Genomic DNA, 18,722 nt, shown 5'->3' with positions numbered 1-18,722 from the left:
GTGGAGACGGGCACGGATCAATCGGCGGGGATCGGCGACGGCACGCTCGCGGACTTTCGTGCGCTGGTACTCGCCGATCCGTCATTGCAGGCGCGGCTCGGCGCGATCGATCGGCCCGACGATTATCTCGCCGCCATGCTGGCCAGCGCGGCGGCGCAGGGCCTGCCGCTCGATCCTGCTGCGGCACAACAGGCGATGGGGGGCGGCGCGCCGGGCATCGGGCGGCGGATGGCCGCCCCCGTCAGCTTGGATCGTTGGCCGTTACCAGGCTGGCGCCCGGCGCGCTCCATTGCCACCGGCGCGGCACCAGCATTCGACTGGGCGTGGTTCGGCACGCAGGCACCGGTACAGCCCTTCTACGACGAGGCGGCGCGGCAGGCGGCCACGCGACCGTTCAGCGCGATGTTCCGCGCGCGAACGACGTTCGATACGCTGGTCTCGGGCGCCCCGGCACCGCCCGCCGCGACGCCCGCCGGCTTCGTCTTCCACATGTCGCGCTGCGGCTCGACGCTGGTGGCGCAGATGCTCGCGGCGGTCGCACATCATATCGTGCTGGCCGAACCCGAGCCGCTCGACGCGGTCGTGCAATGGGGCGTCGCATCGGCCATGCCGCTGCCGGCACGGGTGTCGGCGCTGCGCGCGATGATCGCCGCGCTGGCGGGGGATCTCACCGGCAAGCGCCTGTTCGTCAAGCTCGACAGTTGGCACGTGCTGGCGCTGCCACTGTTCCGCGCCGCCTTTCCCGATGTCCCTTGGATCTTCCTGTACCGCGATCCGATCGAAGTGATGGTGTCGCACAGCCGCATGCCGGGCATCCAGACGGTGGCCGGGCTCTTGCCCGATCACCTGTTCGGCAGCGCCGGTGCGGCGATGCCGCGCGAGGAATATTGCGCGCATGTGCTGCACCGCATCCTCCAGGCGGTGCTCGATCACTGGCCGTCCGGAGGCGGCCTGCTGGTCGATTATGCCGAACTGCCAGCGGCGATGGCACAGCGAATTCCCGGCCATTTCGGCTTTACGCCCGACGCATCGGAAAGCGCAGCAATGCGGTCGGTACCCGGGCGCCACGCAAAATTCCCCGGCGCGCCATTCGTTGCCGACGCAGCGGGCAAGCGTGCCGCGGCATCGGCGGCAATCCGGGCCGCCGTGGCACCCTGCCTGGATCCGGTCCATGCCCGGCTGAGTGCGCTGCGCAACGCCACGGATCGCCAATAGGCTGGAGTACATGGTGCATTGCACACAGTTGCTCAAACTATAACTAAAGCTCTGTATCGCTCCATAGCGTCAGACCGAATATCATTGGTGGAGTCTGGGAGTCTGATTGACTGCCTGTATCCACCTTGCATTGTCATCTTTCATTCCAGTATAGTAATGAAACAGACGGTTTTTCAACGCGGGGGATGTATATCATGGCAGATCCGTTTCTGGGGCAGATTTTGCAGGGGGGCTGGAACTTCGCGCCCGTCGGTTGGCATCTGTGCAATGGCGCGTTGCTCCCCATCCAGCAGAATACGGCGTTGTTTTCGCTGCTCGGTACAAACTTTGGTGGCAACGGGCAGAGCACCTTTGCCCTTCCCGACTTGCGGGGCCGCCGGGCAATTGGCACCGGCCAGGGTCCGGGTCTGCAGGATTACGTGATCGGCGAGGCGGCCGGCACCGAGGTCACCACGCTGACGACCAACAATATGCCGATCCATTCGCACACCGCGACGTTCAGTTCGACCTCTTCGTTCAACGCGACGCAGACCAAGGCGACGCTCAACACGCCCGACAACAATCTGGTCTTCGGCCGCGCCGTGGATTCGGATCCCTCTCCGAGTGCGGTGCCCGCGCTCTATTGCCCCGCCGGCACCGCCACCTCGGTGGCGCTCGGCGGCCTGAACGTCGCCGGTACGGTGACGGTCGGGGCTACCGGCGGCAGCCAGCCTTTCTCGATTCTCGATCCCTATCTCGCGATCACCACGGTGATCGCGCTGCAAGGCATCTTCCCGAGCCGCAACTGACCGGTGACCGGGGCGGCCCAGCGCTGCCCCGGATGCTGTTCGTCGAACGCCAGCCTAGTTGAACACCGCCTGATAATAATGGCCGGCGCGTGAGCCCATCGGCGCGGCGATCGGCGAGATATAGATCGGCGCGGGTTCGAGCCCGGCGCCGCGCATCGTATAGCTGCCGGCGAGCAACAGGATGGCTGGCGGCGACGAGAAGATCAGGGTGAACGGTGGGCGGTGTTCCTGCCCCGTAGAACGCAGCGGCGTAGCCTCGACCAGATCGAGATCCACCGGCCGGGGATCACAATCGGCATGGAGAGTTCTTCCCACCAGGGGCGTGAACTCCGCCAAGAACATCGGACGCGGCGCAGGAGATGTCATGATTTTTTCTACCATCACACTGTCTTTGGTCAACACATGACTGTTCAGGCACGCATCGTTACTGCACAGTCAAACCTTGTTCGTGCCCGGTCGTAGCGCGATGAACGGCGCCGCGCCGCATCGGGAACAGGATGACGCCGCACGGGACGCCGCGGCGTTCGATCGTGCGTTCCACCGCCGCAGCGCCAGCCTCGCCGTCCGCCCCGAGCACGCGTCCGACCGGGACTTTCTCCGCCGGCTGTTCGCGCGCTGCTCGCCGCTTGCCGCCACCCTGCCCGCGCCGCTGATCATGCAGCAGGCCGACCTGCAGGACATCGGCCATCGTACACAGCATCCCGGGGCGATGCGCCGGATCGCCTGTCGCGGCGACGCGCCGATCGGCCGGATCGTGATCGACTGGCAGTCCACCGATCACAGCCACGGAGTCGATATCGCGGTGCTGCCGGAATGGCGCGCGAGTGGCGCGGGGCTGCAGCTGTTGCGTGCCTGGCTGGAAGTCGCCGATCGGCACGGCCGGGCCAGCCGCCTGCACGTGCGGCACGACAATCCCGCGATCCGCCTGTATCGCCGGCTCGGCTTCGTGCCGCTGGGTGACGCCGCATACGATGCACCGATCGTGACGATGATCCGGCCCTGCGCCGGCGCGTGTTCGCGATCTGCGAAAGACTCGGTATAGCCGCGCCTGTCGGGCTGACCGTGCGGCCCGCTCGAGCTGCGAAAGTCGACGTCCTGCAGATGAACCGCGTGTATAGATTGATCCTGGCGCTCGCCTTGCTCGTGCTGGCGGGCGCGGCGCTGGCGCAAGCCACCCCGCTCACCAAGATATCGGCGCAGCTGCAGCAGGCCGAGACGGACATCCGGGCGGTCGACCGGGCGCTGGACGAGCGGCGGGATGCCGCCGCGCAGAAGCTGCTGCGCGCCAAGGCGACGGCGGCGCAGCAGGCGACGGCCGACGCGGTCCGGCAATTGGAGGAGCAGCAGGCGCTGGTCCAGGCGCGGCTCACCGGGCTCGGCCCGGTGACTGCGGGCACGCCGGAGGATGCGGTGATCCGCGCGCAGCGCACCAGCCTGACGCAGCAGGCCAGCGCGATCGATGCCGCGATCAAGCGTGGTCGGCTCGCCGGGGTCGAGGGCCAGCAACTCGTTGCCGAGATCGACCGCAGCCAGGTGGAGGAATTCAGCCAGACGATCGCGACGCGCGTCGCCTCGCCGCTCACCCCGGCCTTCTGGCGCGCGGTGCTCGCCGCGGCGCCGCGCGACCTGCGCCGGATCCGCATGTTCGGTGCCGAGGGTGCGGCGCAGATCGAGGCGCACTGGCGCGGCAGCCTGCCGTGGCAGGCGCTGCTCGGCGCGCTGCTGGCGCTGGCCATCCTGTTCCCCGGCCGGGTGTTCGCGCGGCGGCTCGGGCTGCGATATCTGATCGAAGGCGCGCCCGGGCATCGCCTGCGCCGCTCCGCCAATGCGCTGTGGCGCGTCGCGGTCGGCACGCTGGCCCCGATCCTCGCCGCGGTCGCGCTGGTGCAGGGGCTGCGCTGGGCCGAGCTGCTGCCGGAACGCTGGAGCGGGCTGCTCGATGCGGGGATCGTCGCCGCCGGCTTTGCCGGCTTCACCGCGGCGATCACCGGCGCGGTGCTGATGCGCGGCCAGGGCTCGTGGCGCATCGCGCCGATCGACGATGCGACCGCGGGCCGGCTGCGCCCCCTGTCCTGGCTGCTCGCCGCGGTCTCGGCGGGGACCATCCTGCTAACCAGCTTCAACACACTGGTCGGCGCCAGCCGCGCCGCGGTGGTCGCGACCGACGCGATCGAGGCGGTGCTGCACCTGCTGCTGATCGGCGCGTTCCTGCTCGTGCTCGGCCGGTTGCGCGCCGAACGCGCCGGCGAGGACGATGCCGGCAGCCAATCGACCAGCGCCGGGCTCGGCATCGTCACGCTGCTGCTGTGGCTGCTGCTGCTCGCGGCGGTGGCCGGCCTGCTGATCGGCTATATCGGCTTCACGCTGTTCGTCGCGCAATTCATTGCCTGGACGACGGTGCTGGGGTCGGCGCTATACCTGCTGATGGCCGCCGCCGACGACATCGCCACCACGGTGTTCGCCCGTACCAGCACGCTCGGCCTGGTGATGACGCGCGCGCTGGGCATCCGTGGCAGCGCGGTGGAGCAGTTCGGCCTGCTGCTGTCGGGCGCGCTGCGCATCGTGCTGGTGGTCATCGCGCTTGGCCTGTGGATGACGCCGTTCGGCACCGGCGGCACGATCGGCACGCTCTTCGGCCGGCTCGGCACGCTGGCGCAGGGCATCGACATCGGCGGCGTGGCGATCTCGCCGGGCACGATCCTGCGCGGGATCGTCATCCTGGTTGTCGGCCTGGGTCTTGTGCGTGCCTTCATGGGCTGGCTCGAGGGCCGCTATCTGCCGGCCACCGATCTCGACGGATCGGGGCGCAACTCGGTCAGCCTGATCGCGCGCTATGTCGGCGTGGCGCTGGCGGCGATCTGGGCGCTCGCCTCGCTCGGTATTGGCGTCGAGCGCATCGCGCTGCTGCTGTCGGCGCTGTCGGTCGGGATCGGTTTCGGCCTGCAGGCGATCACGCAGAATTTCGTCTCCGGGCTGATCCTGCTCGCCGAGCGGCCGATCAAGATCGGCGACCTGATCCGCGTCGGTACCGACGAGGGCGACGTCAAGCGGATCAGCGTGCGCTCGACCGAGATCGAGCTGGCCGACCATTCGACACTGATCGTGCCCAATTCCGAACTGATCACCAAGACCGTTCTCAACAAGACGCTGGGCGGCAATCTCGGGCGCATCCAGATCCAGTTCTCGGTGCCGCTGCTGACCGATCCGCAGCGCGTGCGGCGCATCGTGCTCGACGCGATCGCCGAGGAACGCGCGATCCTCGACGAGCCGGCGCCGGCCGTGTTCATCGACGGGCTGAGCGACGGCCGCGTGCTGTTCAACTGCCTGGCGCATGTCGCCTCCCCGCGCGACGTGTACAAGGCGCGCAGCAACATCCTGATGACCTTACTGACGCGCTTCCGCGACGAGCGCATCGCGCTCGGCACGGTGCCGGCGGACGCATTGCCGCCCGCCGTCGTGCCCGACGCCTCGCGCACGGCCCCCTAAACGATGCCTGCCGCCCCATGCTGAGCAAGGTAGAACAGGCCGCACTCAATCTCGAGCAGGCGCGCACGATGCGCGCTGCGGGTACGCCCTATCGCGAGATCGGGCGACGGCTCGGCATCACCTCCGGCCAGCTGAGCCTGGTGCGGCGCACGCTCAAACGCGAGAAGGCGTCGCGCACCCGGCTGCGCTCCGCCAAGCCGCAGGCGACCGATCGCGACCTGCCGGTGAGCCAGTCCGCCCTGCCCGCCGGCTTGCGTCGGACATTGACGGCGGCGGGCCTGCGCACGCTCGGCGATGTCGCCGATCGGATCGCCGAGCCAGGGTTTCGCGGGCTCGAGACGATGCCCGGCATCGGCCGCCACCGCGCGCAGCTGGTCACCCGATTGCTCGACCAGTTCGGCCTGCGCGAGGGATCGAGCGACCTGCAGGCGGCGATCGAGCAGCTGTTTCCCGAGTTTGCCGAGCCCGCGCCGCAGCTCAGCGCGCCGGCGGCACGGGGGCGGCCTGGGGCGTGAACAGCTTGCCCCCTTCGACGACATAGACGATCGCGAGCACCGCCAGCCCGATACCCAGATAACCGATCGCCAGCGGCCAGGTCGTGCCGTTATAGGATTGCCCGATCGCCGAACCGACCAGCACCGCACCGATGCTGGTGATGAAGCCCTGGATCGACGAAGCAGTGCCGGCGATATGCCCGACCGGCTCCATCGCCATCGCGCCGAAATTGGAGCCGCACAGGCCGATGCAGGTCATGCTCAGCGCCTGGAACGGAATATAGGTCCACAGCGATTCGGCGCCGCTGCCGATCACCACGAGATGCGCGCAGGACAGCACGATCAGCCCGATCAGCGCGGATTGCGAGATCAGCCGCGTGCCGAGCCGCTCGACCAGCCGACTGTTGGCGAACGAGGCACAGCCCATGGCGAACGCACACAGGGCGAACAGCAGCGTGAAGCGCTCGCCGGCATGGAATTCCTCGACGAAGATCTGTTGCGCCGACGATACGAAGGCGATGATCCCGCCGAACGTCATCGAGGCAGCGATGGCGTAGCCGAGCGAGAAACGGTTGGTCAGCGTCAGCCGGTAACCCTGGCACAGCGACGCGATCGACAGCGGCACGCGGCGCGACTCCGGCAGCGTTTCCGACAGACGCAGCGTCGTCCAGCACAGGATCAGCGCGGCGAAGCCGGCCAGCGCGTAGAAGATGAAGCGCCACGGGCCGATCCCGAGCAGCAATTGCCCGAGGCTGGGGGCCAGGATCGGCACGAGGAAGAAGATCATCTGCGCCAGTGACAGCGTGCGCGCCATCTGCCGCCCGGACTGGCCGTCACGCACGATCGCCACCGCCAGCACGCGCGTCGAGGCGGACATCAGCCCCTGCAGCACGCGCGCGCCGAGCATCGCCTCGAACGTCGGCGATCCGGCGGCGAAGATGCTCGCCGCGACGAAGCCGATCAGCGTGACGACGAGGATCGGCTTGCGTCCGTAGCGATCGGCAAGCGGGCCATAGACCAGCTGCCCGGTGCCGAAACCGACCATATAGGCGGTGATGATCCATTGCCGGTGATTGGCGGTGGCGATCGCGAGGTCGCGGCCCATCTCGGCCAGTGCCGGCAGCATCAGATCGACGCCCAGCGCGTTGACCGCCATCACCGCCGCGACGAACGCCACGAATTCGCGCCGCTTCATGCCCGCGGGCTGGATTTCCTGCTTCATCGTGCCGCTCTAATCGGGTGCCATCGGGACCGCCACTGCAGCGTCATGCCGGTGCCATGACCGACAGCAGGTCATCGACATCGGCGACAGCGAACGCGCTATATTCGTCGCCGATTGCATAGGGCAGCAGCACCCGCCGCCCGCGCAGCAGGCCGCCACAGCTATAGGTGACATTGGGGACGTAACCGCCGCGCTGCTCGTTGCTGGGAAACAGCAGCGGCGATGGGGTGCGCGCCAGCACGCGGCTGGGATCCTGCTTGTCGAGCAGGCACGCGCCGATACAATAGCCGCGCACCATGCCCACGCCGTGCGTGAACACCAGCCAGCCCTCGTCGATCTCGATCGGCGAGCCGCAATTGCCCAGCTGCACGAATTCCCACGGATATTTCGGCGTCATGATGACCTGCGCTTCGCTCTCCTCCCACGAATAGAGATCGTCGGAGCGCAGCAGCCAAATATTCTCGCTATCCTGCCGCCCGAGCATGACGAACTGGCCGTCGATGCGCCGCGGGAACAGCGCCATGCCCTTGTATCCGGCCATCGCACCGGTCAGCGGCCGCATCTCGAACGTGCGCATGTCGATGCCGCGGAGCAGTTCCTGCCGCGCTGTCTTGCCATCGAACGCGGTATAGGTGCCGATCACGCTCTCGACGCCGTCATGGTCGGTAAAATTGACCAGGCGCAAATCCTCGACGCCCTGGCGCTGGCTCGGCAGCACCGGGAAGATCACCGTTTCGGACACGTCCTCGCTATCCTCGCACAACAGGCGCACCCAGCCATCGATATCGCGCTCGATCCGTGGCGGCACGCCGTGCAGGCTGGGCGGATCGACGACCAGCTGGTCGTCCGGCCCCCAGGTGCCGGTGCGCAGCGTGACGGACGAGATATGCCCCTCGCCGATCCCGCGCAGCGAGAGCAGGAAGCGCACCGCGCCCGCATCGGTCGGCGCGGCATCGGGCAGCCGCACGATGCTGGGATTGAACAAAGCGGCGGATTCGAACGCATATTCCTGGCTGAAATAGGCGCCGAGCAGCAGTTGCGCGGTGCGATCGACGGCCGGATCGCCAAGCGTCTCGCGCATCTCCTCGAAGCGCCGCAGGAACACCTGGTCGCTGTTGCGATGCCGCTCCTGCATCGGCACTTCGAGCAGCGCGAGCATGCGCGTGCGCAGCGCCGGGTCGAGCGCCTGGACGCGTTGCAGGACCATTTTCGCCCGGCTCGGCCGATCGGCGCGGAACGCCTCCGGATAGTCGAAGCTGAACGGGCGGATCACGGTGCGCGAAGGGTCGGGCTTCAGCTCGATATCGAGCTTGGTGAAGACGTCGGCAGCTTGCATGGACGGGGCACTTTCTCGAACTGATCGAAGACGGCGCGCGGGACGGCGCCCTCCCACAGCGATGGAGGAGCGATTTGTATCCCTGGCACCGCGCCGCAGGATGCCGCCAGATACGGTGTACGCACCGCCGCCGGACGCTATACCGATCGGCAGAATCACGGCGGAACAAGCCGTTGCTGCAAGGAGAGCGCGCGATGACGCAGTTCGGCGACTATCAGAATGTGATCTATATGGCGGGCCTGTCGGGCGTCCAGCCGACCTGGCCGGTCGATTACGCGACGCTCAAGGCGCGCGCCGAACGGGCCATGCCGCCGGGCGTGCTCGGCTATGTGCAGGGCGGATGCGGCGACGAATTCACGCAGGACGAAAATGCCCGCGCGTTCAACCATTGGGGCATGGTGCCGCGGATGATGGTCGATTGCGCGCGGCGCGACCTGTCGACCCACGCGTTCGGCATGGATCTCGGCAGCCCGCTGTTCATGGCGCCGATCGGCGTTACCGGCATGTGCACGCAGGACGGGCATGGCGATCTGGCGGCGGCGCAGGCCAGTGCCGCGACCGGCGTGCCGCTGACCGCCTCGACGCTCGCCAATGATCGCCTGGAGGAGGTGCATGCCACCTGCGGCACCACGCCCGCGCTGTTCCAGCTCTACACGCCGCGCGATCCGGAGGTCGCGGCAAGCCTCGTGTCGCGCGCCGAAGCCGCCGGCTACAAGGCGATCGTCGTGACGCTCGACACCTGGGTGACCGGCTGGCGGCCGCGCGATCTGAACGTCGCCAACTTTCCGCAGCTGCGCGGCCATGTGCTGCACAATTACTTTACTGATCCGGCCTTCCGCAGCCGGCTCGCGGCGCCGCCGGAGGAGGATCCGCGCACCGCAGTGGGCGCCTGGGCGGCGATGTTCGGGAAGGTACTGACCTGGGACGACATGGCCTGGCTGCGCTCGCTGACCACGCTACCCATCGTGCTTAAGGGCATCTGCCACCCGGATGACGCGCGACGCGCGATCGATGCCGGCGCCGACGGAATCTACGTGTCCAACCATGGCGGGCGCCAGGCCAATGGCGGCCTGGCCGCGATCGACATGCTGCCGGGTGTGGCGGCGGCGGTCGACGGGCGGGTCCCCGTGCTGTTCGACAGCGGCGTGCGATCGGGCAGCGACGTGATCAAGGCGGTGGCGCTGGGCGCCGATCTGGTCGGGGTCGGCCGGCCGTACAGCTATGGCCTGGCGCTGGGCGGCGCGGACGGCTGCGCGCATGTGCTGCGCTGCCTCCTGGCGGAGGCGGATCTGCTGATGGCGGTCAACGGCTGGCCGACGCTCGCCGCGGTGCGTGCGGCGGGCGCGGTACGCGGCGATCGGATCTCAGGCTAGCGCCACGGCGGGGAGCGCCGCCGTCGCGGCGCCGCGCTCCCGCTCGGCCAGCACGCGTTTGACCGTCGGGCTGAAGAACAGCGCCAGCACTTCGTCCTCGAACAGGCGCCCCAGATCGGACAAATGCAGCGCGCCGCCTGCCCCCGCGCCGCGCTCGAGCACGCCGAGATCGAGCAGGTCCTGCGCGCGCCGGGCATAGTCCGCGGCGAGCGCCGGGCAACGCCGGCCCGCCGCCGCGAGCGCGGCGGTCGCCACCCGCCCCTGCCGCAGCCCGGTGGCGTAGGACATGGCGAGCAGTTCCTCGGCATCGATCGCGCGCCCGGTGGCGATCGGCAGCGCGCCCGCCGCGATGCGTGCTTCATAGCCTTGGATCGACGCATCGTTGCGGAAGATCCGCCCGAAGATCGCATCGCCGGGCGTGCGCGCTGTGACATGCGAATAGGCCGAGGTGCCGATGCCGAGCAGATTGGTCGCCAGCGAGGTGCGCACGCGCTTGAACCCATCGACATGCCGGCGGTCGCGCACGAAGCGGTTGCCGTCGCTGCGCGCATAGCCGAGCGCGGCCATCCCCTGCCAGATCAGCATGCGGCCGAGCACCGTCTCGTCTTCATCCTCGAACCGGTCGTGGCGCGCCGCCGACTTGTACCATGCCCCCTGCGGCCGATCGGCGAAGCGGCCATGATACCAGGTGAGATGGGCCGGCCGAAGCGCGCCGATCACCGCGAGATTGTCCCACACCTCGTCCGGCGATCCCATGTAAAGGCCCTGGATCAGATCCAGTTCCAATTGTCGAACAGCGCGGCGGCAATCTCGGCAGCGCGGATCGGCACGTCGCGCTTGTAGCCACGCGCCGCATAGCGCAGCACCTCGTCGTTGAACGACTGCACCCCGAAGCTCAGCCGCGTGACGCCATCGGCGCGCAGCCGCTGCAGCTTGTCGCGTCCACCATCGGCGGTGATGGTCAGCGGACTGCCCTCGACGCACACTTCCGCATCGCGCGCGACGCGGCATGCGCCACGGATCGTCGTCAGGATATCGCGCAGCTCCGCCGCCTCGAGCACCAGCGGCGTGCCCCCGCCGATATAGATCGAGCTAATCGTCGTATCGCCAAGCCGCGCCGCCCAGAGGCCGAGTTCGCGCTTCAGCGCCTCGATATAACGGTGCACCGCGGGATTTGCCGCGCCGGCCGGCTGGCGACCTTTATAATGCTGCACCGCATAGTGGCAGAAGGTGCAGCGCGTTTCGCAGAAGGGAATATGGACATACAGGCTGGTCTCGGTACCGAAATCGAGCCCGGCGACGGCACGTGCCGGATCGAGCAAGGTCAGCGAATCGATCGGCGGATAGACCGCGACCGAGTGCGAGCCGCCCAATACCGCTCGGTCGATCCCGATGCCCGCTGCGTGCAGGCGCGGCGCGATAGCGGGAAAGCCCAGGGAATGCAGCGTGGTGCGGGCGCGATCGAACGCGGCGGATTGCGGCTCCATGACTTCCCCCCGGGCTACAGCGGCTTTTCCGCGATGAAGGTGATGAAGACGTCGGCGTTGCGCCCCGCATTGACCTCGCTGTCATAGGTGAAGGCATAGGGATCGACGACGCTGCGGACATATTGCTTGCGCCACAATGTCGCCGTCTCGCCGATCAGGCTGGGGGCGATCTGGCCCCAGATGCGCTCGGCCACGATCGGCAGATCGGCGGCGGCAAAGGCGGCGCGAATCCACGCATCGATGGCGTCATATTGCACCCACGGCTCGGCCAGCCGCGCCAATGGCAGGCGGACGAGCCGATGCGTCACCGCGATCCGCCCGCCCGGCCGGACGACGCGCGCCATTTCGGTCAGCATCGCCGGGCCGATGCCCAATTCCCAGATCGCACCGGTCCATTCGTTGACCGCCGCGTCCATCGCCCCATCGGGCAGCGGCAGCCGCTGCGCGAGCCCGGGACGGAAGCTCAGATTGGTGAAGCCGCGCGCGGTCGCGAAATCGCGGGCGCGTGCGCTCAGCAGCCGCAGCATCTCGATCGAGACGATCAATCCTTCGGGCCCGACCAACGCCGACAGGCGCCGCGCGACACGACCAAGCCCACCGCACACATCCACCACCCGGCTGCCCCGCCCAAGGCCAAGCAATTCCGGATGATTGGGCAGCAGATCATCCTCCAGCCGCACCAATTTGTCTTCCACCTCGGGGATCTGGCTCCACAGATTGTCGCCCTCACAGGCCTTGAGATAGGGAATGCGCCAGCGCAGATAGGCGCGGCGGAAGCGGCGGAGCAGGTCGCTTTCCGCGCCGCGCGGGGGAGCCGGGGCGGCACCGAGCAACATCTCGTCGCTCGGCAGATTTTCTATGAGCACGTCGCCGACGCAGGCTTCGAGCGCTTCCAGATCGGCGAAGAGCGCGGCGAAATCGGCATCCGACGCCCCGCCGGTTGGCCAGAACGTGGCCAGATCGAGCCGCAGGCGCAGCCCCGAAATGCCCGCCGCCGACGCCCAGGCGCCGGCCCGGTCCATCGTCTCGCGCAGGTCGCTGCCCGGCGCCATCGCCACGTGCACCGCAATGCACCGGCCGGTCAGATCCGCTAGCCCCGGTATCGCCGCGGCAGGCGCCGGCCAAGCCACGTCCTCCACCACCACCGCCGCGCCGAGCGCCAGGATGGCATAGCTTGAAGACGCCGCATCCCTGAGGTCGCGGGTCCGGATCGTGCTGTCGTACAGCCGCACTTGGCCCGCCCGGCGCCGCGCCGCCAGCCGCGCAATCCGATCGGCGTGATCGGCAAGCCGCGCGCACCGCAACACCAGCTCTGGCGGAATCGGCTCGCCGCCGAGGGCATCAATGGCCTGATCCGCCCGCGCTGCATCGAGATCGATCGTGACGAGGCGGCGCCGCGCGGCGTCGTGCCGTGCACGTGCGACGCGGCGCTTTTCCTGCCACGCGCGTGACGCTAGCGGCGCATCGCCCGCAGCCGCGAAGCCGGCGTCGATCAGGCCGTCGACGACCCGGTCGACCAGCGCGGGATCGGCATAGCGCGCGTACAGGGTCGCACGCGCCACCGGCCCGGCGGTGAGGTCGGCGACCAGATCGAGCAGGCCCTCGCCGGGCGGGATCGCCAGCGCCGTTTCGAGCTCGTCATGCACCATCAGGCGATAGCCGGCGACTACGCTGTCGAGCAGTTCGACCGCCGGATCGAGCAGCACGCCCCCCGGATCGACGACAGGCACGCTAGGTCGCGCGCACGTCGCAACGGGCGCGAAGCCGCTCATGCCAGCAGCGGCGCATCGGCCGGCATCGCAGACCGCACCGGCTCGTCCGCGACGCCGACCATGCCGAGCTCCGACAGCGCCGCGACGATGTCGAGCACTTGCGCGATCGGCACGCCCAGCGCCGCCGCCGCATCGGACGCGCGGCACGGCGTGGCGAGCAGCGTCATCAGCTGCGCCGCGCGTTCGGACAGTTGCACATAGGCCGGCGTCGATTCGGCGGTCGCAAAATAGACCAGCCAGAAGCTCGGCTCCGCGGGCGGCAGATTGCCAGGGTCGAAATCCTGCGGATGTTTGATCCAGCCGCTCAGATCGTGCCGCGACGCGACGATCGCGGCGGCGGGATTGGCCGCGATCTGGGTCGCCGCCGTCACCGCTGACGGTGCGGCACGATCGCCAGGCCAATTAGGGGGCGCATTACGGCCGAGGCGCCGCGCCAGTGCCACGGTCGCGGCATCGAGCGCCGTCGCATCCTGCCATGCCGGGTGCGCAAATTCCGGCAAGGTCGCGAGGAAAGCGACGAATGCCCCAGAAGATTCCCAGAAATTGGGCCCGAAATCGCGATAGCCGCTCGTCGCGACGAAGCGTTCGGCAACCGTGTCGATATCCAGATCGGTCATGAACAGCAGGTGCCGGGTGAGCGGCACGAGGCTGAGCGTGCCGAGCGCGTTACGCGTCAGGCCGCGTCGGTACATGCCGATGTTCGTCGCGGTGGCCAGCGGCGTGCCGGCATAATCGTCGAGGATCGCTTGCGCAGGGGGCGCCAGCGCCGCGCGCGCTCCAGCGGGTTGCGCGGCCAGGTCGCTGACATGCGCGACAAGATCGTCGTCGGCCAATATACGCCGCCAGGTGTGCCAGACCTGCCGCGCGTTCATGCCGCCTCGCGCAGCGTGGTGCGGCGGCTGTACGGGCCATAGGCGCGATCCCAGGTGGCGCGGGCGCGATCGAGATCGGCAAGGATCAGCTCGGTCGTACGCAGCGGATCGAGCGCCTCATCGCCCGCGCGCAACGCCGTCGTCTCATATTCCAGGATCACCGCCCCCGGGCGGCTGCGGGCGAGTACCTCGTCGAGCAGGTCCCACACCGGATCGGGCACCGCCGTATCGTGCAGATCGTGATATTGCTGCTCGATCCAGCGCCCGCCCGCCATATGAATCGAGATCACCCGATCGAGCGGAATGCCGTCGAGGAAGCGTTCGACCGAATAGCCGGCGCGGCCGTGATTGAGCGCATTGGCGTAGAGATTGTGCAGATCGAGATGGAGATAGGTACCGGACAACTCGACCAGCCGGGCGAGGAACGCCTGCTCGGTCATGTCGCTGCCCGGGCAGGTGCGGTAATAGGCCGCATTCTCATGCCCGAGCGGCACGCCGTACAGATCCTGTAGCGCCCGCGCGCGGCCCGCCAGCCGCACCGCTTCGGCCTCGGAAAATTGCACCGGGCTGCTCCACACATCGGACCAGGAGGCATCGCTGTAGAAGCAATGGTTCGACACCCAGGGCACGCCGATGGCGCGGGCCAGCGGTACGTGACGGCGGACCGCGGCGGTGCCGTCGAGCGGCGCGAAGCCGAAATCGCCACCGTAATTGGAATGGCCGGTCAGCGGAAATTGCGCCGCGACCGGGCCGAGCAAGGCGGTGGCGCGCGGCGACAGCAGGCCCGGCCCGTCGAGCGGCGCCATCACCGCATCGAACAGGATCTCGACCGCGTCGAGCGGCTGCGCGAGGAAGGGGAACCAGCCGACGAGCTCCGGATTGAATTGCAGCCCAACACCCAGGCGCGGCACGCTCATCGCCCCTCCTCCTCCTTCCCGATCCGCCGCACACCAATCGGCGCGCGGCGTCAGCCTTCCGCGCTGCGGCCTATTGCGCGCACTTCGGATCCGGCGCGCAGCGCGGATCCACCGCACAGCGCGGATCGACAGCACAGCGCGGTGCCGCGGCGCAGCGCGCCGCCGTCGCCGCGCATTTGGCGGCGGTCGCCGCGCATCTCGCCGCGGTCGCGGCGCATTTGGCGGCGGCTGCGGTGGCGGCGCATTTCGCCGCGGTGGCCGCACAGCGCGCAGCATTGGCGGCGCATTGCGCGGCATTGGCAGCGCATTTCGCGGCGGCATCGGCCGCGGCGGCATGCACTGAGAGCGGCTTTACATCCCCGGTCATGGCACTGATCTCCCAAAATACAGTAATTCCGGCGATCGGCGGACCCATCCGGCAATCGCCCCCGACCAATCTCGTTGCGCCCCGCTACCAATAGACAATGGAACATAGAACATGTTCTGCCAACGCCAGCGATATGCTCAACGAGCCTTGGTACACGTAGAATAGAAAATGGACAGTTTTAGTCAAAATCAGTTTGATCCATTATCGCTCTACATGGCATGTGCCGTAGCCATTATGGATCGGCGCCGGCCTGCCCAAGGAGAGCGTAATGAAGCTCGCGCAAATGCCGCTCACCGTCACCGATTGGGCGGCGCTGACACCCACGCACCATCCCGGCGAAACCGGACACGCCACGTGGCGCACGCTGATGCTCGGCGACGTGCGCATCCGCATGGTCGAATACAGCCCGGGCTATCTGGCCGATCACTGGTGCGATCGCGGGCATATCCTGCTCGTGCTCGGCGGCGTGCTCGAGACCGAGCTGCGCGACGGCCGGCGTTTTCGGCTGACGCCGGGTATGAGTTATCAGGTGTCCGATTTCGGTGATGCCGCGCATCGCTCGGCGTCGGCGGAAGGCGCCTCGCTGTTCATCGTCGATTAGCGCGCCGCGCTAACCGATGCCGAGCCGGTCCAGTCGTGCGCGCGTCTCCTGCAGCGTGTCGCGCAGCCCGCGTGCGATCGTCGCGTCCAGCACTCCTGGCGCCGCCGCCACCGCCTTGCGACCAAGCGCGAAGACGCTGCCCGGGCGAGTCGGCCCGCAGATCGGCCGATCGGTGACCCATAGCGGATCCCAGCCGTGCCGCAGCATCAGGAGCCGGAACGTGGTGCCGGTGAACAGGCGCCGATGATTGTGCCCGATCGCGCCGAGACAGGCCGCCTGGCCCAGGCCATGTGCTTCGAGCAGCAGCAACCCGCCGGGCGCGGTGGCATCGTGGCAGCGCGCCAGCACCGGCGTCGGCGCGGCGACATGTTCGAGCGAGCCGGCGATCACGATCAGGTCGAACGCGGCCGGCGGCAATTCCGCGACCTCGGCGTCGCACGCGATCACGTCGAGCCGCAGCGCCGTCGCGGCATGCGCGGCCGCGGCGCGGTCGGGCTCGATCCCGCGCACCGCCCAGCCATGGTCACGGAAATCGACCATCATGCCACCCGCCCCGCAGCCGATATCGAGCAACCGACCGGCGCGTGGCAGCCACGGCGCCAAATAGCGGCGCAAGGCCGCGCCGCGCGCGATCTGGTCGGCGACATAGGCCGGGTCGGGCGCTGCGCCCCACCCGACCAGATGGCGATAGGTCTGCGCATAATAGGCCGCGTAGAATGCTGGCTCGAAGCGCGGCGACTGGAACAGCAACCCGCAACAGCGGCAGCACCGCGTCGCAAGGCGCGCCGTCACCGCCTTGCTGACACGCACCGTATCGCGCACCGCCACGGCCTCCGCCGCGCCGCACAGCTCGCAATCGGGCACGCCGGGCAGCGGCGCGAACCCATCGAGCCCGATCAGGCGCTGATAGGCGGCAAGATCGAGCAGCGCGGCCGGCTCAGCGGATCGCCAGGAAACCTTCGAAACAGACATATTTGAACACGGTCATCACGTCGACAAAGCCGGCGCGGTGCAGCAGCGCGAGATTGCCCGCGGTCGAGAAGGGCTCGAGCACGCCCTTGAGGCTGCGGCTCTTGGCGAGGATCTCCTCGGCCGAATAGCCGTGGTCGAGCTTCAGCTCGGTGTAGAGCGCGCTGGCGATATCCTGAAAGCGCGCGTCGGGGCCGCGGACCTTTTCGAACAGCAGCAGGGCCCCGCCCCAGTTGAGGCTGGCATAGAGCCGATCGACCAGCGCCTGGCGCTGCCGCGGTGGGATGAACTGCAGCGTGTAATAGGCGATGATCAGGTCGGCCGGCTCATAGCCATGGTCGGCGATGTCGCCTTCGACGAAGATAATACCGCCCGGCGCATCGCGGCCGGCCAGGCGCACGCGCACATCGCCGCCGTCTGCTGTCGCATTCGCTGTCGTCGCTTCCGCCTCACGCACCATCGCGGGTTCGCAGTCGATGCCAATCCAGCGCACGCTCGGCGGATGCCGTGCGGCGAGCAGGCGCAGCAAGTGCCCGGTCGATGATCCGAGATCGTAGCAGGTCGAGCCCGCCGAGACGAAGTGATCGCTGATCCGGGCGATCAGTTCGTGGCTATCGTCATAATAGGGGATCGAGCGCCGGGCATGCGCGACGAACTTGCCCGGCACCTTGCCGCCGAAGTTCCAGCGTGCCGGCGGCATCGCGATATCGTCGCCGCACAGCGCCGGATCGGCTGCCTGCGTCGCCATTACAGCGCCGCCAGCCGCATCGGCTGGCGCGGCACATAGGCGCCGAGGCCGCCATAATAGCGTTTTATCTCGATCGTCTGCAGATCGAAGGCGTGCTTGAGGTCGTGGAGCTTGTCGACCATCCAGTCGAGCGCCGCCGCGTCGCCGGTGTCGATCAGTGCGCGATGATCCGCGAACAGCCGCTGATGGCCGAGCTGCGCATCGATCGCCTGATGCTCGAAATAGGGCGCAAGCGCGGCCAGCGGCAGTGCGTAGCGCGCCTCGACCTCGGCCTGGAAGGCCTGGATCTCCGCCTCGGGCACGTCCTGGGCCTCGACCATGGCCGCCATCAGCAGCGCCGCTGCCGGTGCCGCTTCGAACAGTTCGCGCATCAGCAGGCCGATCAGCCGTGTCGCCACCAGCGGCCGGCTCGCGGTGACTTCCGCCGGCGACAGACCGAGATTGCCCAGCGCCGCGAGCACGAAGCGCTCGTGCCCGCGCTCCTCCGCGGCATAGCGCGCGAGCAGGCTTTTGAGCGCACCTTCCGGCGCGGCATGCGCCGCGACCGCGATCGCTTCGGGGAAATCACGTACGTAATGATAGGTTTCGAGCAACCAGCCGACCAGCACGGCGCGCGGCAGCGCTTCCTCGGCAAGCGCGTTGCCAATGAAGTCGCGCGCGAGTTCGCCCGCCCATAAGGCAATCAGCCGCTCGAGCCGATCGAGCACCGCCACGTTATCCGGCGCGGGCCCGGGTGCCGTGCGATCCGCGATCAGCCCGATCCCGTCGAGCGCGGCCAGCATGGCGGCCACCTCCGTCACCGCGGCGCCGCTGCGTACGGCAATCTCGGCAATGTCGTTATGCGGCGTGCAATGCGGGCGGATGCGCAGAAAGGCGAGCGCCTGCGCGGTCGCCACTTCGAAACATCCATCTACCGTCTCGACGAACGCGGTCGGCGCGCCGTCCGTCACCTGCCAGAGATTTTCCCGCAAGACGGGGCGATCGAACGTGCCGCCCCCCACGCCCGCCGTCCTGCCCGGCGGATCGACAATTGTTGCCATGCCCGTCTCCTCGGCCGTGCATCGTGAATGCGCCG

Annotated in this window: 19 protein-coding genes; 7 read left to right on the top strand and 12 right to left on the bottom strand. The window is 68.4% G+C overall.

All coding sequences use genetic code 11. From position 1 onward, the window contains the following. Positions 1–1,215, top strand: a complete 1,215-nt coding sequence (locus NV401_RS04625) for a sulfotransferase (protein ID WP_261293223.1) — start codon at positions 1–3, stop codon at positions 1,213–1,215. 194 nt (positions 1,216–1,409) lie between these two features. Continuing rightward, a complete protein-coding gene (locus NV401_RS04620; protein ID WP_261293222.1) occupies positions 1,410–2,003 on the top strand; it encodes a phage tail protein in 594 nt (197 codons plus the stop codon). Between the two features lie 54 nt (positions 2,004–2,057). Here NV401_RS04620 and NV401_RS04615 read toward each other — a convergent pair whose 3' ends face one another. Next, on the bottom strand, positions 2,058–2,345 hold the full coding sequence (locus tag NV401_RS04615) for a DUF6916 family protein (RefSeq protein ID WP_390903618.1): 288 nt from the start codon (positions 2,343–2,345) through the stop codon (positions 2,058–2,060). Between the two features lie 106 nt (positions 2,346–2,451). Here NV401_RS04615 and NV401_RS04610 point away from each other — a divergent pair, with 106 nt between their 5' ends. From NV401_RS04610 to NV401_RS04600, 3 genes are read left to right on the top strand one after another with little or no spacing between them, the layout of a single operon-like run. Next, positions 2,452–3,045, top strand: a complete 594-nt coding sequence (locus NV401_RS04610) for a GNAT family N-acetyltransferase (protein ID WP_261293220.1) — start codon at positions 2,452–2,454, stop codon at positions 3,043–3,045. Between the two features lie 59 nt (positions 3,046–3,104). Next, positions 3,105–5,489, top strand: coding sequence for a DUF3772 domain-containing protein (locus NV401_RS04605; protein ID WP_261293219.1), 2,385 nt, complete (start codon positions 3,105–3,107; stop codon positions 5,487–5,489). 17 nt (positions 5,490–5,506) lie between these two features. Continuing rightward, positions 5,507–6,004: a hypothetical protein gene (locus NV401_RS04600; RefSeq protein WP_261293218.1), complete on the top strand. Its 498-nt coding sequence runs from the start codon at positions 5,507–5,509 to the stop codon at positions 6,002–6,004. Here the strand turns inward: NV401_RS04600 and NV401_RS04595 are convergent. Then, complete coding sequence (locus tag NV401_RS04595; protein ID WP_261293573.1) at positions 5,967–7,178, bottom strand: multidrug effflux MFS transporter; 1,212 nt, start codon at positions 7,176–7,178, stop codon at positions 5,967–5,969. The two genes, NV401_RS04600 and NV401_RS04595, sit on opposite strands and share 38 nt — an antisense overlap. A 70-nt stretch (positions 7,179–7,248) precedes the next feature. Next, a complete protein-coding gene (locus NV401_RS04590; RefSeq protein ID WP_261293217.1) occupies positions 7,249–8,541 on the bottom strand; it encodes a glycoside hydrolase family 130 protein in 1,293 nt (430 codons plus the stop codon). Between the two features lie 194 nt (positions 8,542–8,735). On the opposite strand from NV401_RS04590, the gene NV401_RS04585 reads away from it, so the two are divergent. Beyond that, positions 8,736–9,914 carry an alpha-hydroxy-acid oxidizing protein gene (locus NV401_RS04585; RefSeq protein ID WP_261293216.1) on the top strand — a complete coding sequence of 393 codons (1,179 nt, stop codon included), beginning with the start codon at positions 8,736–8,738 and terminating at the stop codon, positions 9,912–9,914. Here the strand turns inward: NV401_RS04585 and NV401_RS04580 are convergent. The 6 genes from NV401_RS04580 to NV401_RS04555 form a co-directional block, all read right to left on the bottom strand. Further along, the gene (locus NV401_RS04580) at positions 9,906–10,670 is read right to left on the bottom strand and encodes a hypothetical protein (protein ID WP_261293215.1); all 765 of its coding nucleotides are present in this window, start codon (positions 10,668–10,670) and stop codon (positions 9,906–9,908) included. The genes NV401_RS04585 and NV401_RS04580 overlap by 9 nt on opposite strands. Before the next feature lie 14 nt (positions 10,671–10,684). Next, entirely contained in the window at positions 10,685–11,401 is a 717-nt protein-coding gene (locus NV401_RS04575; RefSeq protein WP_261293214.1) for a radical SAM protein, read from the bottom strand. Positions 11,402–11,415: 14 nt separating this feature from the next. After that, positions 11,416–13,131, bottom strand: a complete 1,716-nt coding sequence (locus NV401_RS04570) for a methyltransferase domain-containing protein (protein ID WP_261293213.1) — start codon at positions 13,129–13,131, stop codon at positions 11,416–11,418. Positions 13,132–13,169: 38 nt separating this feature from the next. Beyond that, entirely contained in the window at positions 13,170–14,045 is an 876-nt protein-coding gene (locus NV401_RS04565; protein WP_261293212.1) for a hypothetical protein, read from the bottom strand. Next, positions 14,042–14,962: a DUF692 domain-containing protein gene (locus tag NV401_RS04560; RefSeq protein WP_261293211.1), complete on the bottom strand. Its 921-nt coding sequence runs from the start codon at positions 14,960–14,962 to the stop codon at positions 14,042–14,044. The genes NV401_RS04565 and NV401_RS04560 overlap by 4 nt, the downstream gene beginning before the upstream one ends. A gap of 70 nt (positions 14,963–15,032) precedes the next feature. Beyond that, positions 15,033–15,329 (bottom strand): hypothetical protein, encoded by a 297-nt coding sequence (locus NV401_RS04555; protein ID WP_261293210.1) that lies wholly within the window; start codon positions 15,327–15,329, stop codon positions 15,033–15,035. Between the two features lie 268 nt (positions 15,330–15,597). On the opposite strand from NV401_RS04555, the gene NV401_RS04550 reads away from it, so the two are divergent. Continuing rightward, positions 15,598–15,930: a DHCW motif cupin fold protein gene (locus tag NV401_RS04550; protein WP_261293209.1), complete on the top strand. Its 333-nt coding sequence runs from the start codon at positions 15,598–15,600 to the stop codon at positions 15,928–15,930. Between the two features lie 9 nt (positions 15,931–15,939). Here NV401_RS04550 and NV401_RS04545 read toward each other — a convergent pair whose 3' ends face one another. Genes NV401_RS04545 through NV401_RS04535 form a run of 3 tightly spaced genes read right to left on the bottom strand, consistent with a single transcriptional unit; the run spans position 15,940 to position 18,687 of the window. Then, positions 15,940–16,902 (bottom strand): class I SAM-dependent methyltransferase, encoded by a 963-nt coding sequence (locus NV401_RS04545; protein ID WP_261293208.1) that lies wholly within the window; start codon positions 16,900–16,902, stop codon positions 15,940–15,942. Beyond that, positions 16,868–17,647: a methyltransferase domain-containing protein gene (locus NV401_RS04540; protein WP_261293207.1), complete on the bottom strand. Its 780-nt coding sequence runs from the start codon at positions 17,645–17,647 to the stop codon at positions 16,868–16,870. The genes NV401_RS04545 and NV401_RS04540 overlap by 35 nt, the downstream gene beginning before the upstream one ends. Then, positions 17,647–18,687, bottom strand: coding sequence for an iron-containing redox enzyme family protein (locus NV401_RS04535; protein WP_261293206.1), 1,041 nt, complete (start codon positions 18,685–18,687; stop codon positions 17,647–17,649). The genes NV401_RS04540 and NV401_RS04535 overlap by 1 nt, the downstream gene beginning before the upstream one ends. Between the last annotated feature and the right edge of the window lie 35 nt (positions 18,688–18,722).

It is taken from the genome of Sphingomonas hylomeconis (assembly GCF_025370105.1).
GTDB lineage: Bacteria > Pseudomonadota > Alphaproteobacteria > Sphingomonadales > Sphingomonadaceae > Sphingomonas > Sphingomonas hylomeconis.
This window is presented reverse-complemented; position numbering and strand designations above follow the sequence as displayed.